Below are 18,483 nucleotides of genomic sequence, written 5' to 3' on the forward strand. Positions count from 1 at the left end.
TACCGGCGCCTCTCCCGCGAGGTGATCGACGCCGAGCGCGAGGTCTTCGTCCAGCTGCGCTGCGACCGGGCGCCGCCGCCCGCGCCGTACCGTCAAGGCGGCGAGCGTCACGGCGACGGCCGGGCTCGTCGCCGTCGGGCTGTCCCTGGCCGCCTGCTCCACCGGTGGCACCGGCTCCCGCGACGAGGGCGCGGCCCGCACCGACGAGATCGCCGCCGCGGCGCCCACCCCCTCCGCCTCCGACACCGCCGGCCCGCAGTCGGCCGAGCGGGTGGATCCGATCGCGCTCCTGAAGGCCGACCCGAAGATCGGCCAGCGGCTGAAGAGCGATCTGAAGCCGTGCGTCGCGGACGCGTACCCCGTGGACGCCTCCTACGGCGACCTCACGAACGCCTCCGCCCCCGACGTCGTCGTCAACGTGATGACCTGCGGCGATGCCGTCGGCATCGGCACGTACGTCTACCGCAAGCAGAGCGACCGGTACGAGAACGTCTTCATGGCCGAGGACGCGGCCGTCTACGCCACGATCGACCGGGGCGACCTCGTCGTCACCAAGCAGGTGTACGCGAAGGGCGACCCGGTCGCGTACCCCTCGGGCGAGGACGTGATCACCTACCGCTGGTCGGGAAGCAGGTTCACCCAGCACGACTGGGTGCACAACGACTACAGCAGGGCCGTCGGCGACGGCGCGGAGCCCGCGCCGGCCGCGTCCCCCACCGGCTGAGCCGTGGACCGCCCCGAACCGCCGACCGCCACCGACCGAGAGAACGCACAGACCCCGAAGGGCACGCACGATGGCCGAAACCCATGTCCTGTTCGTCGAGGACGACGACGTCATCCGTGAGGCCACCCAGCTCGCCCTGGAGCGGGACGGTTTCCGGGTGACCGCCATGCCCGACGGGCTCTCCGGCCTGGACGCCTTCCGGGCGCAGCGGCCCGACATCGCGCTCCTCGACGTGATGCTGCCGGGGATGGACGGGGTGAGCCTCTGCCGCCGCATCCGCGACGAGTCGACCGTGCCCGTGATCATGCTCTCGGCGCGCGCCGACTCGATCGACGTCGTGCTCGGCCTGGAGGCGGGCGCCGACGACTACGTGACCAAGCCCTTCGACGGCTCGGTGCTCATGGCCCGCATCCGGGCCGTGCTGCGCCGCTTCGGGCACGCGGGCGGCGCCGGCGCGGGCGAGCAGGGGGACGCGCCGGACGGCGGGCTCCTCGTCTTCGGCGACCTGGAGGTCGACACCGAGGGCATGGAGGTCCGCAGGGGCGGGGCGCCGGTGGGGCTGACCCCGACCGAGATGCGGCTGCTCCTGGAGTTCTCGACGGCGCCGGGCACCGTGCTGTCCCGGGACAAGCTCCTGGAGCGGGTCTGGGACTACGGCTGGGGCGGTGACACCCGGGTCGTGGACGTCCATGTGCAGCGGCTGCGCGCCAAGATCGGCCAGGACCGGATCGAGACCGTGCGCGGCTTCGGCTACAAGCTCAAGAGCTAGGGCTCGTACTCGTGCGTGTGAAGCTGCTGCCCCTGCGCACCGGGGTCCGCTGGAAGATCGCCGTCGCCATCGCGGCGGTCGGCGCCCTCATCGCGGTCACCCTGAGCATCGTCGTGCACAACGCCGCCCGCATCTCCATGCTCGACAACGCGCGCGAGGTGCAGATGGAGCGGCTGCTCTTCGCCCAGCGGATGTACGAGACGTCGAAGCCGAAGGAGCCCCGCTTCGGCACGAAGATCAACGACCCGGCGCTGCCGGACCAGCTGGACCAGCTGATGCGGGACAAGCGGCGCGGGACGTACGTGCAGGAGCACCGGCACGGGGGGCCGCCGGACGTGTGGGCGGCCGTGCCGCTCGCCAACGGCGACGTGCTGTCGCTGCACATCCCCTTCGCCGACCGCAGCGCGACGATCATGAGCGATCTGGACCGGGCCCTCGTGATCGGCTCGGTGTCGGTGGTCTTCGGCGGCTGCGCGCTCGGCGTGCTCATCGGCGGCGGGCTCTCGCGGCGGCTGCGGAAGGCCGCCGTCGCGGCCGGCCGGGTGGCCCAGGGCAACACGGACGTGCGGGTGCGGGACGCGGTCGGCGGGGTCGTACGGGACGAGACCGACGACCTGGCCTGGGCCGTCGACGCCCTGACCGACGCCCTGAACGAGCGGATCGAGGCGGAGCGCCGGGTCACCGCCGACATCGCGCACGAGCTGCGCACCCCCGTGACCGGGCTGCTCACGGCGGCCGAGCTGCTGCCGCCGGGGCGCCCGACCGAGCTCGTACGGGACCGGGCGCAGGCCATGCGGACGCTGGTCGAGGACGTCCTGGAGGTGGCCCGGCTCGACAGCGCGTCGGAGCGGGCCGAGCTCCAGGAGATCGCGCTCGGGGAGTTCGTGGAGCGGCGGGTGCGGACCCTGGACCCGGAGGTCGTCGTCCGGGTCGTGCACGAGTCCTGGGTGAACACCGACCCGCGCCGTCTGGAGCGGGTCCTGGGCAATCTCCTCGCCAACGCGGCCAAGCACGGCAAGCCGCCGGTGGAGGTCACCGTCGAGGGCCGGGTGGTCCGGGTCCGCGACCACGGTCCGGGCTTCCCCGAGTCGCTCCTCAAGGAGGGCCCGAGCCGTTTCCGTACGGGGACGAGCGACCGCGCGGGCCAGGGCCACGGCCTGGGGCTGACGATCGCGGCGGGCCAGGCCCGGGTCCTCGGCGCCCGGCTGACCTTCCGGAACGTGGCCTCGGAGGGGGCCGCGGAGGGGGTGGGCGGTGCCATCGCGGTGCTGTGGCTGCCGGACCACGCGCCGACGAACACGGGCAGCTTCCCGGTGCTGCGCCTGGCGGAGTGAGCACATGGATGTGGGGCCGGCCCCTTCACGGGACCGGCCCCACATCCGTACGAGGGATCCGTACGAGAGATCCGTATGAGGGATCTACGAGGGATCAGACCGTCTCGGCGACCTTGGGCGCGTCGTCGCCGGACTCCGCCTTCGGCTCCGCGGCCGGTCCGGCGCCGCGGAGCGCCACCTCCTTGACGAAGAAGGCGAGGACGAAGCCGAGGACGGCGACGGCCGAGCCGATGAGGAAGGCGCCGTGCGTGCCGGAGGCGACCGCGTGCTGGTAGGCCTCGCGGAGCGCGGCCGGCAGCTTGGCGAGGCTCGCCGCGTCGAGCTGGGCGGTCCGCTCCGTGAGCCCGCCGCCGCCGCGGGAGGCCATCTCGTCCTGGACGCGGCTGGTGAAGAGGGCGCCCATGATCGCGACGCCGAAGGAGGAGCCGAGCGTCCGGAAGAGGGTGGTGGAGGAGGAGGCGACGCCCATGTCCTTCATCTCCACGCTGTTCTGGGCGACCAGCATGGTGATCTGCATGAGGAAGCCCATGCCGGCGCCGAGGACGGCCATCCAGATCCCGGAGACGAGGCGCGAGGTGCCGGTGTCCATGGTGGAGAGCAGGAAGAGACCGGCCACCATGAGCGCGCCGCCCACGATCGGGAAGACCTTGTACTTGCCGGTGCTGGTGGTGAAGCGGCCGACGAGCAGCGAGACGACCATCATCGACAGCAGCATCGGCAGGAGCAGCAGGCCGGAGTTGGTGGCCGAGGCGCCCTGGACGGCCTGCTGGAAGATCGGCAGGTAGAGGACCGCGCCGAACATCACGAAGCCGGTGATGAAGCCGATCAGGGACATCAGGGTGAAGTTGCGGCTGCGGAAGATGTGCAGCGGCATGATCGGGTCGCTCGCCCGGGTCTCGACGAAGAGGAACGCGGCGAGGGCGGCGGCGCCGCCGATCGCCAGGCCGACGATGGTGGCCGAGCCCCAGGCGTACTCCGTGCCGCCCCAGGTGGTGACGAGGACGATCGCGGTGATGCCGGCGGTCAGCAGCGCGGCGCCGAGGAAGTCGATCCGGGTGCCCGTGGCGCGCTGCTTCTTCGGCAGGTGCAGGACGGTGGTGAGCATGGCGAGGGCGACGGCGCCGAGCGGCAGGTTGATGTAGAAGGACCAGCGCCAGCCCCAGTGGTCGGTGATGGTGCCGCCGACGAGGGGGCCGCCGATCATGGCGAGGGCCATGATTCCGGCCATCATGCCCTGGTACTTGCCCCGCTCGCGGGGCGGGATCAGGTCGCCGATGATCGCCATGACGCCGACCATGAGGCCGCCGGCGCCGAGGCCCTGGACGGTGCGGAAGCCGATGAGCTGCCCCATGTCCTGGGCCATGCCGCTGAGCGCCGAGCCGATCAGGAAGATCACGATCGAGGTGAGGAAGACGCCCTTGCGGCCGAACATGTCGCCGAACTTGCCCCAGAGGGGGGTGGAGGCGGCGGTGGCCAGGGTGTAGGCGGTGACGACCCAGGAGAGGTGCTCCAGGCCGCCGAGCTCACCGACGATCGTCGGCATGGCGGTGCCGATGATCATGTTGTCCAGCATCGCGAGCAGCATCGCGATCATGAGGGCGAGGAGGACGACGCGTACGCTGCGCGGCTGCGGGTCCGCGGCCTCCCCCTGCGCTGCCTTTATGTTCTGTTTCGTCGCCATGTCGGTCCCCGTCGCTCCCTTACTTGCCGCCCGGCTAGTTACTACACTGAGGACGGTAGGCCGGTAACTAGCCGGGCGTCAAGTAAGTTTTCTGGAAAGCGGAGACCCGTCATGGCCCGAGGCAACACCCGCCAGCGCATCCAGGACGTGGCTCTCGAACTCTTCGCCGAGCAGGGGTACGAGAAGACCTCGCTGCGGGAGATCGCGGAACGTCTGGACGTCACGAAGGCGGCGCTCTACTACCACTTCAAGACCAAGGAAGACATCATCGCCGGGATCTTCGAGGACCTGACCCGGCCGATGGACGAGCTGCTCGCCTGGGCGGCCGAGCAGCCGCGCACCCTGGAGACCAAGCAGGAGATCCTGCGCCGCTACCAGAAGGCCCTGCTCGCCGCGGCCCCGCTCTTCCGCTTCATGCACGAGAACCAGGCGACCGTGCGCGACCTGAGCATCGGGCTCACCTTCAAGGAGCATTTCCTCGCGCTCAACGAGTTCGTCCAGGAGCCCGACTCCTCGGTGAAGGACAGGGTCCGCTCCGTCAGCGCGATCTTCACGCTGCACGCGGGCACGTTCTTCACGCAGAACGCCGAGGGCGACCCCGAGGAGCAGCAGGAAGCCGTCCTCGAGGTCGCCCTCGATCTGATCCAGCAGGCCCACCGGGCCTGACGGTCGTCAGCGTCAGACGCCGACGCCGTGGGCCCGCAGGAACGCCATCGGGTTGACGGCGGAGCCGTAGTTCGGGGTCGTACGGATCTCGAAGTGCAGGTGCGGGCCGGAGGAGTTGCCGGTGTTGCCCGAGAGGGCGATCTGCTGGCCGGCGCCGACCTTCTGGCCGATGTGGACCTTGATCTTCGACAGGTGGGCGTACTGCGAGTACGTGCCGTTGCCGTGCTTGACGACGATCGCGTTGCCGTACGCGGGGCCGTCGCCGCCGCCGTTCGGGCCGGCCTTCACGACGGTGCCGGCGGCAGCGGCCTTGACCGGGGTGCCGACCGGGACGGCGAAGTCCTGGCCGGAGTGCTTGTGGGCCCACATGGCGCCGCCCTGGTTGAAGCTGGCGCTGAGGGCGTACGAGGTGACCGGCTTGACCCAGGCCGGGGTGACCTTCTTGGCGGCCTTCACGGGCGTGGCCTTCACGGCGGCGGCCTTGGCGACGGCGGCCTTCACCTGGGCGGCGACGTGGGCCTGGGCGTCGGCCTGGGCGGCGACGGCGGCGGAGGCGGTCAGGGCGACCGGGGCCGCGGCGACCTTGCCCTCGGCGGCGAAGGCGGACCCTGCTCCGGCCACCAGCGACGCTCCCAGACCCGCGGTGGCGAGAGCAACGGCGGTGATACGGGCGGCGGGGTTCATGACGCGCTTCGACATACGGGGGAAAACCTCCGGGAAGTACGGGACCCGACGCGGACGGTGCTGCGCCGGGCTTGCTCATCCTTGGTAACCCGAGCCCCAGCCCATCCCAAAACACCCCATCTACGACATCGCGTCGTAGCGATCTCCGAAGGAATACGTCCCTTGACAGCCCGGAGACCGAGCCGCGAAATCGGACAAAACAACCCCGCGAAACCGGTTTATCCGCATGTCGAGCCCACCCCGAACCGCCCAAAACACGGCGCACGGCCCGGTTCACGACCCGACGGGCCCAAGGACCAGTGGTTGATACCTGAACGTCCCGATTCGCCGTCAATGTGAGCCACTATCCCGCTTAGTACCCTTCAAAACCCCTGTGCGCCTTGTCACCAGCGCCCGGCTCCGAATGGGACCTGGGTCACGCAACCCAACCCCCCGAAAGCCCCTCCCGCACTACGCTGATCACTTCGGGGACCCACGGGGGGCACACATGGAACCAGCACTCATCGGCACGCGCCTCACCTCGGCCGCGATCAGCCCACTCCTGAAGAAACTGCTGGTCAGCGACGGCCCGGGGGCGGGCCTCACCGGCTCTTCGAAGATCCGGCTCTCCTCCCTGGTCTCCTTCCGGGGCGAGAAGCGCACGCTCACGGAGAAGGACGTCCAGAAGCTCGCCGCCACCCTCGTCGGACGCTCGACGGGCGGCCCCGGCGAAGCCCCCTTCCCCACCGACGAGACCGAGGCCGTCACCGACACCCTCGCCAGGACCCTGCTCGCCCTCGGCGACCTCGACATGGACGACGTCCAGGCCGTCCGCCTCGGCCACCGCGACCTCGCCCGCCGCCTGCGGACGGCGGCCCCGGCCCCCGACGGCCTCTCCACCGACTCGGTCCTCTACCTGGAGTCGATGACCGAGTGGGCCTGCCTCCACCTCCTGGAGTTCTTCACCCAGCGCTCCACGTTCGTCGCCCGCAGCCTGGTCGAACAGACCCGGACCCAGACCGAGCTCATCGCGAAGGTCGACGAGGTCATCCGCCGGACACCCCGGACGGACTCGCGTGACGCGGACTTCGAGCGCCGGTACCTGGCGCACCTCGCGAAGAAGCACGGCCGGCTGACGATCTACGGCGTGGACCTCCGGGACGCCCCGGAGAAGTGGCCGCTGGACGTGGCGTACCTGTCGCTGGAGGCGACGGGGGGTTCATGGCTCTCGCCATGGATGGGGAAGGCGGAGCCGTCGGCACGGGCAGCGGCCGAGCGGGTGGCTCCGGAGGGGCCGGCCGGCGCATGGATGGGCGCGGATGCGGGATCGGCCGCAGGTCCGTTCGCGGACACCGCCGCGGCCATCCGCCGAGGCGACCCGCTCGATGGCCGCGCCGACCAGATCCTCGCCCGGCACGACAAGGTCCTCCTCCGTGGCACGGCCGGCTCCGGCAAGACGACCCTCATCCAGTGGCTGGCCGTCTCAGCCGCACACGGGGACCTCGCGGACGACATGGCGTACCTCCACGGCCGGATCCCCTTCGTCCTCCCCCTCCGTTCCCTCACCCGCCACGGCGAGCGGCTCCCCGCCCCCGACCGCTTCCTCTCCGCCGTCGACTGCCCGCTCTCCCCTCCCGACGGCTGGGCCGACCGCGTCCTCGCCGCCGGGCGCGGCCTGGTCCTCGTCGACGGCATCGACGAGATCCCCGAGGCCGAGCGGGACCGCGCGCGCCGCTGGCTCCGCGACCTCCTCGACTCCTACGACGGCAACCGCTGGCTCGTGACCTCCCGGCCCACCGCCGTGCGCGACGACTGGCTCGCCCCGGACGGCTTCGCCGAACTCACCCTCGCCCCGATGTCCTCCACCGAGGTCGCCACCTTCGTCCGCCGCTGGCACCGGGCCGCCGGGCCGGAGGCGGCACCGTACGAACAGCCCCTCCTCGACGCCCTGCGCACGACGGCGGACGTCGCCCAGCTCGCCACCAACCCCCTGATGTGCGGCCTGATCTGCGCCCTGCACCACGGCAGGCGCGGTTTCCTGCCGCGCGGCCGCAAGGCCCTGTACGACGCGGCCCTCTCGATGCTGCTCTCACGCCGCGACCGCGAACGGGACATGGGGACGCCGTACGGGATCGACCTCGGCGAGACCCCGCAGATCCAGCTGATCCAGCGGATCGCGTACTGGCTGACGCTCAACGGCCGCACGACGATGGACCGCGCGCACGCGCAGGACGTCGTACGGGAGGCCGTGCCCGCGATCACGGAGGCGGCCGGCTACGACCCCGGCACCGTCTTCACGCATCTGCTCCACCGCAGCGGCCTCCTGCGCGAGCCGACGGCGGACACGGTCGACTTCGTCCACCGCACCTTCCAGGACTACCTGGCGGCAAAGGCCCTCGTGGACCGGTGGGACATCGGCGTCCTCGTCCGGCACGCGGCGGACGACCAGTGGGAGGACGTCATCCGCATGGCCGTCGGACACGCGCGCCCGCGCGAGTGCGCGGAGATCTTCGACGAGCTGCTGAAGGCGGCGGACGCGGCACCGGACCGCCGGACGCAGCTCCGCGTCCTGGTGGTGGCGGCGACGGCGCTGAACCACGCGACGGAGGTGGCACCGGAGATCCGGGAACGGATCCTGGCCCGCACGGCCGAGGTGATCCCGCCGTGCGGCCCGGACGAGGCCCGGGAGCTGGCGACGGTGGGACGTGCGGTCCTGGACCTGCTGCCGGGCCCGGAGGGGCTGGACGAGGAAGCGGCAGAGGACGTGGTGATCACGGCGACCCACATCACGGACGACGCCACGCTGCCGTACCTCGCACGGTTCGCGGACCATCCCTCTCTGGGCGCCCGCTCCCAGCTGATGTGGGGATGGGCCCGGTTCACGACGGCCCCCTACGCGGAGGAGATCATCGCCCGGCTCGATCCGAGCGGCCTCGACTTCACGCTGGTGTCCGACGACCAGGCAGCCGAGATCGCCCGCCTCGGGCTGCGCCCCGAGCGCTTCGACCTGCGCAGGAGCCCGAGCCTCACCCCCGACGGCATGGCCGTGCTCCGCGCGGCGTTGAGCGAGACGCAGATGGTGCGGCTGCCGGGAGAACTGGCCCCGTTCCTGAGCCACCTCCCCTCCGACAACAAGCTGAGCAACCTCACCCTGACCAGCCGTCCCACAGGAGGACTCGCCTTCCTGCACCGCCTGGCCGGTCTCCATACCCTCGACATCAGCGAAGACGCCGTCATGAGCGAGGAGGACTGGCACGCGGTGGCCGCTCTGGACGGCCTCTCGCTGCTCGACCTGACAGCCGAGACCGTGAAGAGCATCCCGGAATCGCTGAGGCTGCCGCAGACGGACAATCTGTGGGTGGAGTGCTCCGGCCGCACCGCACCGCTGGACGTCATCGCCCGGTCCTTCCCCGCCCTGCACCTGCTGGTCCTCTACGGTGGCCGCGAAGGGCAGGTCCACGACCTCACACCGCTGGCGTCCCTGACCGAACTCCGACGCGTCCATGGCTTCGGCGGCCGCTTCACCGGTACCGAAGCCCTCGCACCCACGGTCGAGATCCGCACATGAGCCGACCGCCCTCCGCCTCTCCCGATACGTTCATGGTCATGACCGACATCGAGCTCGCCGACGCCATCGCCTCCGTACGCGACCAGCTCGTCGCCGCCGCCACGCGGGCGACCGGGCAGCCCGTCGCCTTCGAAGTGGGCGACATCGAGATGGAGTTCACCATCGAACTCCGCAAGGAGGTGAAGGCCGGCGGCAAGGTCAAGGCCTGGGTCGTCGAGGCCGGTGCCGACGCCTCCCGCGCCCGGGGCGAGACCCACCGGGTCTCCTTCACCCTGAAGCCCCGGAACGCCACGGACAACGGCCCCTGGCTCGTCGGCAACGACGAGGGCGCGGACCTGTCCGACTTCGGTGGCGGGGCCGAGGGGCGGTGAGCGGCTCCACCGCCACCGTCTTCGCCGTCCTCGGCGAGCAGCAGGGCACCGGGGTCCTGCTGACCCCGAGCCTCATCCTGACCAGCGCCCACGTCCTCGGCGGCGCCCGCAGCGCCACGGCCGTGGCCCCGCACCAGGCGGTGCCGGGACGGCTGCCGGTCGTCTGGTCCGACGACCGCCTCGACGCCGCCCTCCTTCTCCAGTCCAGCCTTCTCCTCGGCGTACCGCCCCGGTTCAGCTCCCTCGCCACCGACCGGCCGATACCCGGCTGCGAGATCATCGGCTTCCCCCGCGTCCAGCGGTACGAAGGCCAGAAGCCGGACGTCGACCAGTTCACCGGCACCGTCCTGCCCATGGCCGGGCTCCTCCGCCGCACACTGACCGTCGAGCTGGACCACCCTCCCGTCACCGGGACGGAGGACGGCCCCTCGCCCCTCTCGGGCCTGTCCGGCGCCCCCGTCCTCGCCGACGGGAAGCTCCTGGGCATCGTCCGCGCCGTACCGCGCGGACGCGGCCACCGCCGCCTGGAGTGCGTGCCCCTGACCGCCATCCTCGCGGACGAGGAGGTGCGCCGGTTGCTTCCCCCCGGCATCGCCCCGCCGGTACGGATCACCGGCACGCACCCCCACGACCAGCCGTACGAGGAGGAGTACGCGGACGCCGTCGGGGCCGCCTACCGCCGCACCCGGATCTTCGGCCTCGACGAGCTCGGCAAGCGCGCCTCCCAGTGGGACCTCGACACCGCCTACCTCTCCCTGGAGGCCGCTTCCAAGACCCCCGGCTCGCCCGACCGCGTCCCGCAGCGCGTCGACGACCTGCTCGCCTCCCGGCCGCGCGTCCTCCTCCGGGGCGACGCCGGGGCCGGGAAGACCACCCTCGTGTGGTGGCTGGCCGCGCACGCCTCCGCCGGGACCCTCGGGCCGAACCTCGCCGGGCTGAACGGCCTCGTCCCCTTCGTCGTCCCGCTGCGCACCCTGCGCGCCCGGGGCAACGGCTACCCCTCCCCCGCCGACCTGCCCGGAGTCGCCGGTCTCATGGTCGACGCGGCCCCCGAGGGCTGGGCGGGCCGGGTCCTGGCCGCCGGGCGGGGACTCCTCCTGATCGACGGCCTGGACGAGGTCCCGGCGGAGGAGCGCGAGGCCGCCCACGCCTGGCTCTCCCGGCTCCTCGCCCGCTACCCCCGCACCCGCTGCGTGGCGACCGTACGGCCCTTCGCCGTCGCCCCCGACTGGCTCGCCTCCGAGGAGTTCGAGGAACTCACCCTCCTGCCGCTCCGGGACGCCGACATCCAGGCCTTCGTCGCGGCCTGGCACGCGGCCGCCCGGCTGGACGGCGACCCCGACCGGAACCTCGCCGACCTCGAGCGCGACCTGGCCCAGCAGTTCGACCACAACCCCGCCCTGGCCGACCTCGCCCGGACCCCGCTGCTCTGCGCGGTCATCTGCGCCCTGCACCGGTTACGGGAGGGCTTCCTGCCCAAGACCCGCTGGGCGCTCTACTCCTCCGCGCTCCAGATGCTGCTCGGCGCCCGTGACGAACAGCGCGGGATCGGCACCCCCGACGGCATCGGCATGACGGTCGACGAGCACACCGAGCTCCTCCAGCGGCTCGCGGCCTGGCTGGTCCGGGGCGGTCAGACCGAGTTCACCCGGGAAGAGGCCCTGCGGCAGCTCGCCCGCGCCCTGCCCGGCATGCCGGACGTCGCCGGCCAGGGCACCCCCGAGGAGATCCTCACCCACCTCCTGAACCGGAGCGGGCTCCTCCAGGAGCGCACGGACGACGTCTTCCAGTTCGCCCACCGCACCTTCCAGGACTTCCTGGCGGCGAAGGAACTGGTGGACGGCGACCAGCTCAAGGAGGCCCTTCGCCACGCCCACGACCAGCAGTGGCACGACGTCCTGCTCCTGGCGGCCGGGCACTGCACCCGCCGCGACCTGCCCGTCCTGGTCGAGGGCCTCCTCGCGGCCGGCTCGGCCACCCGCAAACGGGAGCTGAAGACCACGCTGTACGTCCTGGCGGCCCTGGCGGCCCAGCACGCGGCCTGGCTGGACGGCAGCCTGCACGGACGGGTACGGAAGGCGGTGAAGTCGGTGGTGCTGCCGAGGGACCGGCAGCAGGTCGGCCAACTGGCCCGCCTGGGCGAGCACGTGCTGCCGCTGCTGCCGAAGCCGGAAACGGTACCCGCGGATGCCGTGGGCCCGGTCGCCGATCTGATCGTCTCGATCGGAGGCCAGGCGGCCCTGCCGTACGCCCGAGCCTTCTGCGAGGCGGGGCACCCGGGCAGATTCGCCAGCAAGTGGGGGGCCTTCCCCTCGGAGGCCTTCGCCCGCCAGATCGCCCCGCACCTCGACGACGAGTTGCTGTTGGTGACCGAAGCGGCACAGTTGCGCGTCCTGAGCACCCTGCGCGACCAGAAGGCCGTCCAGATCATCGGCGACTTCGACGAGGACGACCTCGCCCGCGGACTCGACAAGCACCGGCCGACGTTTCTCGCTCTCGGTCTCAACCCTCGGCTCACCGATCTCGGCTTCCTGCGAGCGCTGGACTGCTCCCGCCTCGGCATGATCATCCTGAGTGACTGCCCCCGGCTGACGGACCTGACAGCACTGGTCGACCTGCCGTCCGTGTCGGTGCAGGTCAGCGGAGTGCTTCGCGACGAAATCATCGGCGCCGCCGCCCTCGGTGACCGGCTCACCGCCCGGTAGACGGCAAAGGGGCGGCCCCGGAACCATCGGGTTCCGGGGCCGCCCCTTGTTCAGCTACGCCTTACGCGTCCTTCGAGAGGTTCGGGCCCGAGCCGCCCGCCGCCTCGATCGGCGGGGCGTCCGGCAGGGCCGTCTTCTCCTCGCCGCGGAAGGTGAACTTGCGCTCCTCGCCCTCGCCCTCCGTGTCCACGACCACGATGTGACCGGGGCGCAGCTCGCCGAAGAGGATCTTCTCCGACAGCGTGTCCTCGATCTCGCGCTGGATCGTCCGGCGCAGCGGCCGGGCACCCATCACCGGGTCGTAACCCTTCTTGGCGAGCAGCTCCTTCGCGGACTGGGAGAGCTCGATGCCCATGTCCCGGTCCTTGAGGCGCTCGTCGACGCGGCTGATCATCAGGTCGACGATCTGGAGGATGTCCTCCTGCGTCAGCTGCGGGAAGACGATGATGTCGTCCACACGGTTGAGGAACTCCGGGCGGAAGTGCTGCTTCAGCTCGTCGCTGACCTTCGCCTTCATCCGCTCGTAGTTGGACTTCGTGTCGCCCTGGGCGGCGAAGCCCAGGTTGAAGCCCTTCGAGATGTCCCTGGTCCCGAGGTTGGTCGTCATGATGATGACCGTGTTCTTGAAGTCCACGACCCGGCCCTGGGAGTCGGTCAGGCGACCGTCCTCCAGGATCTGGAGAAGGGAATTGAAGATATCGGGGTGGGCCTTCTCGACCTCGTCGAAGAGGACGACGGAGAACGGCTTGCGGCGCACCTTCTCGGTGAGCTGGCCGCCCTCTTCGTAGCCGACGTATCCGGGCGGCGAACCGAAGAGGCGGGAAACCGTGTGCTTCTCGCTGAACTCCGACATGTCGAGGGAGATCATCGCGTCCTCGTCGCCGAAGAGGAATTCGGCGAGCGCCTTGGAGAGCTCGGTCTTACCGACGCCGGACGGGCCGGCGAAGATGAACGAGCCACCGGGGCGCTTCGGGTCCTTCAGACCCGCACGGGTACGGCGGATGGCCCGCGAGAGGCCGATGACGGCGTCCTTCTGGCCGATGACGCGCTTGTGGAGCTCGTCCTCCATGCGGAGCAGACGCGAGGACTCCTCCTCGGTCAGCTTGAAGACCGGGATGCCGGTGGCGGTCGCGAGGACCTCGGCGATCAGCTCGCCGTCGACCTCGGCGACGACGTCCATGTCGCCGGCCTTCCACTCCTTCTCGCGCTTGGCCTTCGCGGCGAGGAGCTGCTTCTCCTTGTCGCGCAGGGACGCGGCCTTCTCGAAGTCCTGCGAGTCGATCGCGGACTCCTTGTCGCGGCGGACGCCGGCGATCTTCTCGTCGAACTCGCGGAGGTCCGGCGGCGCGGTCATCCGGCGGATGCGCATCCGGGAGCCGGCCTCGTCGATCAGGTCGATCGCCTTGTCCGGGAGGAAGCGGTCCGAGATGTACCGGTCGGCCAGGGTCGCGGCCTGGACGAGGGCCTCGTCGGTGATGGAGACCCGGTGGTGGGCCTCGTACCGGTCGCGCAGACCCTTGAGGATCTCGATGGTGTGCGGCAGCGACGGCTCGGCGACCTGGATGGGCTGGAAGCGGCGCTCGAGGGCCGCATCCTTCTCCAGGTACTTCCGGTACTCGTCGAGCGTGGTGGCGCCGATGGTCTGGAGCTCACCGCGGGCCAGCATCGGCTTGAGGATGCTGGCGGCGTCGATCGCGCCCTCGGCGGCGCCCGCACCCACGAGGGTGTGGAGCTCGTCGATGAACAGGATGATGTCGCCGCGGGTGCGGATCTCCTTGAGGACCTTCTTCAGGCGCTCCTCGAAGTCACCGCGGTAGCGGGAGCCGGCGACCAGCGCGCCGAGGTCCAGGGTGTAGAGGTGCTTGTCCTTGAGGGTCTCGGGCACCTCGCCCTTGACGATGGCCTGCGCCAGGCCCTCGACGACGGCGGTCTTGCCGACGCCGGGCTCGCCGATGAGGACCGGGTTGTTCTTGGTGCGGCGGGACAGCACCTGCATGACCCGCTCGATCTCCTTCTCGCGCCCGATGACCGGGTCGAGCTTGGATTCGCGGGCCGCCTGGGTGAGGTTCCGGCCGAACTGGTCGAGGACCAGGGACGTCGAGGGGGTGCCCTCGGCAGGACCGCCGGCCGTGGCGGCTTCCTTGCCCTGGTAGCCGGAGAGCAGCTGGATGACCTGCTGCCGCACCCGGTTGAGGTCGGCGCCCAGCTTCACGAGGACCTGGGCGGCGACGCCCTCGCCCTCGCGGATCAGGCCGAGCAGGATGTGCTCGGTGCCGATGTAGTTGTGGCCGAGCTGGAGGGCCTCCCGGAGCGACAGCTCCAGGACCTTCTTGGCACGAGGGGTGAAGGGGATGTGCCCGGACGGGGCCTGCTGCCCCTGGCCGATGATCTCCTCCACCTGCTGGCGGACCGCCTCGAGCGAAATCCCGAGGCTCTCCAGGGCCTTAGCGGCGACACCCTCACCCTCGTGGATAAGGCCCAGAAGGATGTGCTCGGTGCCGATGTAGTTGTGGTTGAGCATCCGGGCTTCTTCCTGAGCCAGGACGACAACCCGCCGCGCGCGGTCGGTGAACCTCTCGAACATCGTTAATCGCTCCTCAGAGCGGTCAGTCAGTTAGGGGTCGATCCCCTCCCTGTCCTTCCGCAGCTTAGTCCCGCAAGCGGGGACCGCTCATTCCAACTGCCGACATCCGTCCGGATCACCCCCTCTTCAGCGGGGAGACCTGCTGCCGAACAGCCGACAAATGCTCCAACCCGATGGTGCGAGACGATGTTCCCGCAGGCCAAGTAGTTACCCGCGCCATCAGTACGCCGATGGCGAACGTGAGACGCCGAAGCCCGCGAGTCGCCCCTCCCCACTAGGAATGTCTTACCCGTAAGGACTGACACTCCATGCGGCGCACCCCGGTTCCCTCCGCTACCAGCGAACACCCTTGCGCGCTCGAATGCACCCTTACGCCCCATCCCGGACACCCTGCGCGACCGACGGGGACGCTGTGTCACCGTGGGCGTAACCAAGACGCCCCCTCGGGAGTTCCCCGGACATGGCCTTCACCGTCCCGCCGCCCCGCTCGCCGATCGACGGCGATGTGGCGCGGTGGTACGAGGACGAGCTCGGCTGGGCGACGGAGGCGGGGCCGCCGGTGCGGCTGGTCACCGGGCTGCGCTTCGACGTCCTGGAGGTGCCTGTCGAGGCCGGCCGGGGCGTGCTGCGCCGGATGGGCGCGGCGACGGGTCCGGTGGCCCTGATGGGGCGCCGGATGGGGCTGCTCGTGGCCGCGGGGAGCGCGGAGGAGCTGCCGGGGCTGCTCGACTGGCTGGAGTGGGGCGGGATCTCACTGGATCTCGCGATCCTCGGTGCCGACGGCCGGATGACCGCACCCCTTCCCCCGGGGCGGGGCGGATCCGGCGCGCCGGGCGCCGCGGTGTGGCTGCGGGCGCCCGCGCCGGGCCGCGAGGTCGAGTCCTCGCTCCCGGTGCTGCGGTCCGCACCGTGGGGCGTTGCGGGCGCCCCCTGTCTGGTGCGTCTCGTGGCCGCCGCCGCCGCGGAGTGCCATCGGGTGCGGCTGCTGAGCGCCCGTACCCGCGGGACGGCTCAGCAGCTGTCGCCTCAGCGGTTCGCGTCCTCGTAGGCAGCCTTGATGTCGGCGGGCACGCGACCGCGGTCGTTGACGTTCATGCCGTTCTCCTTGGCCCACGCGCGGATCTTCGCGGTGTCCTGGCTGCCCGTGGCCACGGCGCGGCCCTTGCCGCGTCCGCCGGTGGTGCGGCCACCGGTGCGACGGCCACTCGTGGTGTACGGCTCGAGCAGGCCACGGAGCTTTTCCGCGTTGGCGGTGGTGAGGTCGATCTCGTAGGTCTTGCCGTCCAGCGCGAACGTCACGGTCTCGTCCGCCTCGACGCCGTCGAGGTCGTCGACAAGAAGGACCTGAACCTTCTGTGCCACCGGATTTCCTTTCATCGAAAATGCAGTACGCGGAAAGGAAACCGCTTTTCCCGGAAAAACACAAACCCCTGGGAGAGGTTCAGAACCCCGGCACCACGGGAAACGTGCGCGATTCGGACATAGGGATCCCGGGCTTCCGCGTCACAGGTGCAGAAGCATCCGGCTGTTGCCCAAGGTGTTCGGCTTCACTCGTTCGAGACCGAGGAACTCGGCGACTCCCTCGTCATAGGAACGCAGGAGCTCGCTGTAGACATCTCCGTCGACCGGGGTCTCGCCGATCTCGACGAACCCGTGCTTCGCGAAGAAGTCGACTTCGAAGGTCAGGCAGAATACCCGCCGCACCCCGAGCCATCGGGCGGTGTGCAACAACTTGTCCAGCACCTGATGTCCGACGCCGGCGCCCTTGAACTCGGGATCGACGGCGAGAGTGCGGACTTCGGCGAGGTCTTCCCACATGACGTGGAGCGCGCCGCAGCCGACGACGGTGGCGTCCTCGTCGCGTTCCGCGACCCAGAACTCCTGGATGGACTCGTAAAGGGTCACGGTCGCCTTGTCGAGCAGGATGCCGCGCTGCACGAAAGGATCGACGAGGCGGCGGACCGCGGGGACGTCGCTGGTGCGGGCCCTGCGGACGGTGACGGCTTTGGCGGAGGTCGACATGGGGGGACGCTATCGCTACGGGCGGGCTGTTCCCTCGCCACCCTCGGGCTCCCGCGGGGCGGCGGGGAGGGGGCTGTCGCGCTGGACGATCCGGATGGCGTCGTTCAGCGACTCCCGCTGTTCCGGCGACATCATCCCGAAGAAGGCGACGAGTGCGGCGGCGGGGTTGTCGCTCTGTGCCCAGGCCTCGTTCATGAGGGCCGCCGAGTAGGCGGCGCGGGTGGAGACCGCCGTATATCGATAGGCGCGGCCTTCGACTTCCCTGCGGACCCAGCCCTTCTGGTGGAGATTGTCCATGACGGTCATGACGGTGGTGTAGGCGATGGACCGCTCCTGCTGGAGGTCCTCCAGAACTTCCCGGACGGTCACCGGGCGGTTCCATTGCCAGACGCGCGTCATGACGGCGTCTTCGAGCTCTCCCAATGGACGGGGCACAGCGTCACCATAGTGCGAAAAGCGTCAATACGGGGCTATTGGCGACAAGAAACCAACAAAAAGGACGCACGACCTCGAAAGGTCGCACGTCCTCGGTGGTACGGGGCCGGCGGGGCCTCAGGAGGCGGCGGAGCCGTCCGCCTGGCGGGCCGCCTCGGCGCGGGCGAGGGCGGCGTCCACGGCCGCGTCCTCCTTGGCCTTGTTCGGGCCGCCCTGGGTCTTGACGATCGTGACGACGAGAGCGATGAAGAACGCGGCCATCACGACGGGGGGCAGGAGCGCGGATACGTAGTCCATGCCGTCCAGAGTAGCCAGGGGGTGGCCCTCCGGTCAGGCCGGGTCGGCGCGTGCCGCGCCCGGCCTGACCGGAGGGTCACCCCCTCATCCGGCGACCCGTTCCTCGGGCGGGGGCGGGGGTACGGGGCGGCGGCGCGGCGGGAAGGCCTCGGAGGGCTTGGGCACCGGGCGCTCGGCCGGGGCGGGCGGGGTCGGCTTGGGCTCGTCGCCCGCCCCGCGCCCGCCGGGCAGGGCGAGCAGCCGGGCCCGGGAGGGGGAGGGCACGGCCGGGGCGGTGGCCTGGGAGACCCGGGCCAGGCGCGCGCGTACGGAGCGCTCGGCGAGGACCTGGCAGCGGGCGAGCAGCTCGGCGGCGGCCGGGTTGCGGCGCAGCGCGCGCAGGGCGGCGAGGTCGTCAGCGGCGGGCTCGTAGCCGGCGGCCAGCGCGTCCCGGAGGAGCTCCAGGTAACCGCCGAGGGACCCGGGCAGCGCCTCGCGGTAGCGGGCCAGGTCGTCGAGGAGGAAGGCGCGCAGCCGGCCGGCCTCGCGTACCGCCTCGTCCACGGATTCGGTCAGACGCAGGCAGTCCTGGACGTCCTCCTCCTGGAGGGGGGCAGGGTGGAGGGCGGTGGCAAGGGCGCGGCGAAGCACACGCAGTTCGTCCGCGCTGAACGCCATGCCGCCG

17 protein-coding genes are annotated in these 18,483 nt (G+C 71.0%); 8 read left to right on the top strand and 9 right to left on the bottom strand.

Going from position 1 to position 18,483, the window contains the following annotated elements:
• On the bottom strand, positions 1 to 228 hold a 228-nt coding region (locus ABZ318_RS02870; protein ID WP_356900713.1), incomplete at its 3' end, for a hypothetical protein.
• On the opposite strand from ABZ318_RS02870, the gene ABZ318_RS02875 reads away from it, so the two are divergent.
• The 3 genes from ABZ318_RS02875 (at position 140) to cseC (ending at position 2,827) form a co-directional block, all read left to right on the top strand.
• Positions 140 to 724: a hypothetical protein gene (locus ABZ318_RS02875; protein WP_356900803.1), complete on the top strand. Its 585-nt coding sequence runs from the start codon at positions 140 to 142 to the stop codon at positions 722 to 724. The genes ABZ318_RS02870 and ABZ318_RS02875 overlap by 89 nt on opposite strands.
• 70 nt (positions 725 to 794) lie before the next feature.
• Positions 795 to 1,493 (top strand): two-component system response regulator CseB, encoded by a 699-nt coding sequence (cseB, locus tag ABZ318_RS02880; protein WP_356900714.1) that lies wholly within the window; start codon positions 795 to 797, stop codon positions 1,491 to 1,493.
• 17 nt (positions 1,494 to 1,510) lie between these two features.
• On the top strand, positions 1,511 to 2,827 hold the full coding sequence (cseC, locus tag ABZ318_RS02885; RefSeq protein ID WP_356900715.1) for a two-component system sensor histidine kinase CseC: 1,317 nt from the start codon (positions 1,511 to 1,513) through the stop codon (positions 2,825 to 2,827).
• 94 nt (positions 2,828 to 2,921) lie between these two features.
• On the opposite strand, the gene ABZ318_RS02890 is transcribed toward cseC, so the two are convergent.
• The gene (locus ABZ318_RS02890) at positions 2,922 to 4,508 is read right to left on the bottom strand and encodes an MDR family MFS transporter (RefSeq protein WP_356900716.1); all 1,587 of its coding nucleotides are present in this window, start codon (positions 4,506 to 4,508) and stop codon (positions 2,922 to 2,924) included.
• 111 nt (positions 4,509 to 4,619) lie between these two features.
• On the opposite strand from ABZ318_RS02890, the gene ABZ318_RS02895 reads away from it, so the two are divergent.
• Positions 4,620 to 5,174 carry a helix-turn-helix domain-containing protein gene (locus tag ABZ318_RS02895; RefSeq protein WP_356900717.1) on the top strand — a complete coding sequence of 185 codons (555 nt, stop codon included), beginning with the start codon at positions 4,620 to 4,622 and terminating at the stop codon, positions 5,172 to 5,174.
• Positions 5,175 to 5,186: 12 nt separating this feature from the next.
• Here ABZ318_RS02895 and ABZ318_RS02900 read toward each other — a convergent pair whose 3' ends face one another.
• Positions 5,187 to 5,873 (bottom strand): M23 family metallopeptidase, encoded by a 687-nt coding sequence (locus ABZ318_RS02900; RefSeq protein WP_356900718.1) that lies wholly within the window; start codon positions 5,871 to 5,873, stop codon positions 5,187 to 5,189.
• A 472-nt stretch (positions 5,874 to 6,345) separates the two neighbouring features.
• Between ABZ318_RS02900 and ABZ318_RS02905 the strand changes: the two genes are divergently transcribed.
• From ABZ318_RS02905 to ABZ318_RS02915, 3 genes are read left to right on the top strand one after another with little or no spacing between them, the layout of a single operon-like run.
• Entirely contained in the window at positions 6,346 to 9,405 is a 3,060-nt protein-coding gene (locus ABZ318_RS02905; protein WP_356900719.1) for an NACHT domain-containing protein, read from the top strand.
• Positions 9,406 to 9,443: 38 nt separating this feature from the next.
• The gene (locus tag ABZ318_RS02910) at positions 9,444 to 9,776 is read left to right on the top strand and encodes a trypco2 family protein (RefSeq protein ID WP_356900720.1); all 333 of its coding nucleotides are present in this window, start codon (positions 9,444 to 9,446) and stop codon (positions 9,774 to 9,776) included.
• Entirely contained in the window at positions 9,773 to 12,481 is a 2,709-nt protein-coding gene (locus ABZ318_RS02915) for an NACHT domain-containing protein (RefSeq protein ID WP_356900721.1), read from the top strand. The genes ABZ318_RS02910 and ABZ318_RS02915 overlap by 4 nt, the downstream gene beginning before the upstream one ends.
• 61 nt (positions 12,482 to 12,542) lie before the next feature.
• Here the strand turns inward: ABZ318_RS02915 and ABZ318_RS02920 are convergent, their stop codons facing one another.
• Entirely contained in the window at positions 12,543 to 15,065 is a 2,523-nt protein-coding gene (locus tag ABZ318_RS02920; RefSeq protein ID WP_190155752.1) for an ATP-dependent Clp protease ATP-binding subunit, read from the bottom strand.
• A gap of 460 nt (positions 15,066 to 15,525) precedes the next feature.
• Here ABZ318_RS02920 and ABZ318_RS02925 point away from each other — a divergent pair, with 460 nt between their 5' ends.
• Positions 15,526 to 16,113, top strand: coding sequence for an SCO3374 family protein (locus tag ABZ318_RS02925; RefSeq protein WP_356900722.1), 588 nt, complete (start codon positions 15,526 to 15,528; stop codon positions 16,111 to 16,113).
• Here the strand turns inward: ABZ318_RS02925 and ABZ318_RS02930 are convergent.
• The 5 genes from ABZ318_RS02930 to ABZ318_RS02950 form a co-directional block, all read right to left on the bottom strand.
• A complete protein-coding gene (locus tag ABZ318_RS02930) occupies positions 16,092 to 16,427 on the bottom strand; it encodes an Lsr2 family protein (RefSeq protein ID WP_030324199.1) in 336 nt (111 codons plus the stop codon). The genes ABZ318_RS02925 and ABZ318_RS02930 overlap by 22 nt on opposite strands.
• A 141-nt stretch (positions 16,428 to 16,568) precedes the next feature.
• Positions 16,569 to 17,087, bottom strand: coding sequence for an amino-acid N-acetyltransferase (locus ABZ318_RS02935; protein WP_123452951.1), 519 nt, complete (start codon positions 17,085 to 17,087; stop codon positions 16,569 to 16,571).
• A gap of 15 nt (positions 17,088 to 17,102) precedes the next feature.
• The gene (locus ABZ318_RS02940; protein ID WP_093875467.1) at positions 17,103 to 17,522 is read right to left on the bottom strand and encodes a BlaI/MecI/CopY family transcriptional regulator; all 420 of its coding nucleotides are present in this window, start codon (positions 17,520 to 17,522) and stop codon (positions 17,103 to 17,105) included.
• A 117-nt stretch (positions 17,523 to 17,639) separates the two neighbouring features.
• Positions 17,640 to 17,819: a hypothetical protein gene (locus tag ABZ318_RS02945; RefSeq protein ID WP_356900723.1), complete on the bottom strand. Its 180-nt coding sequence runs from the start codon at positions 17,817 to 17,819 to the stop codon at positions 17,640 to 17,642.
• Positions 17,820 to 17,903: 84 nt separating this feature from the next.
• Positions 17,904 to 18,476 carry a hypothetical protein gene (locus ABZ318_RS02950; RefSeq protein WP_356900804.1) on the bottom strand — a complete coding sequence of 191 codons (573 nt, stop codon included), beginning with the start codon at positions 18,474 to 18,476 and terminating at the stop codon, positions 17,904 to 17,906.
• Positions 18,477 to 18,483 lie beyond the last annotated feature (7 nt).

The sequence above is a fragment of the Streptomyces sp. NPDC006197 genome (assembly GCF_040613865.1).
GTDB lineage: Bacteria > Actinomycetota > Actinomycetes > Streptomycetales > Streptomycetaceae > Streptomyces.

Excerpts from the sequence above, each read along its gene's own strand:
- cseB (WP_356900714.1), top strand. The coding sequence starts at position 795 with ATGGCCGAAACCCATGTCCTGTTCGTCGAGGACGACGACGTCATCCGT.
- ABZ318_RS02890 (WP_356900716.1), bottom strand. The coding sequence starts at position 4,508 with ATGGCGACGAAACAGAACATAAAGGCAGCGCAGGGGGAGGCCGCGGAC.
- ABZ318_RS02895 (WP_356900717.1), top strand. The coding sequence starts at position 4,620 with ATGGCCCGAGGCAACACCCGCCAGCGCATCCAGGACGTGGCTCTCGAA.
- ABZ318_RS02900 (WP_356900718.1), bottom strand. The coding sequence starts at position 5,873 with ATGTCGAAGCGCGTCATGAACCCCGCCGCCCGTATCACCGCCGTTGCT.
- ABZ318_RS02905 (WP_356900719.1), top strand. The coding sequence starts at position 6,346 with ATGGAACCAGCACTCATCGGCACGCGCCTCACCTCGGCCGCGATCAGC.
- ABZ318_RS02910 (WP_356900720.1), top strand. The coding sequence starts at position 9,444 with ATGACCGACATCGAGCTCGCCGACGCCATCGCCTCCGTACGCGACCAG.
- ABZ318_RS02920 (WP_190155752.1), bottom strand. The coding sequence starts at position 15,065 with ATGTTCGAGAGGTTCACCGACCGCGCGCGGCGGGTTGTCGTCCTGGCT.
- ABZ318_RS02925 (WP_356900722.1), top strand. The coding sequence starts at position 15,526 with ATGGCCTTCACCGTCCCGCCGCCCCGCTCGCCGATCGACGGCGATGTG.
- ABZ318_RS02935 (WP_123452951.1), bottom strand. The coding sequence starts at position 17,087 with ATGTCGACCTCCGCCAAAGCCGTCACCGTCCGCAGGGCCCGCACCAGC.
- ABZ318_RS02945 (WP_356900723.1), bottom strand. The coding sequence starts at position 17,819 with ATGGACTACGTATCCGCGCTCCTGCCCCCCGTCGTGATGGCCGCGTTC.
- ABZ318_RS02950 (WP_356900804.1), bottom strand. The coding sequence starts at position 18,476 with ATGGCGTTCAGCGCGGACGAACTGCGTGTGCTTCGCCGCGCCCTTGCC.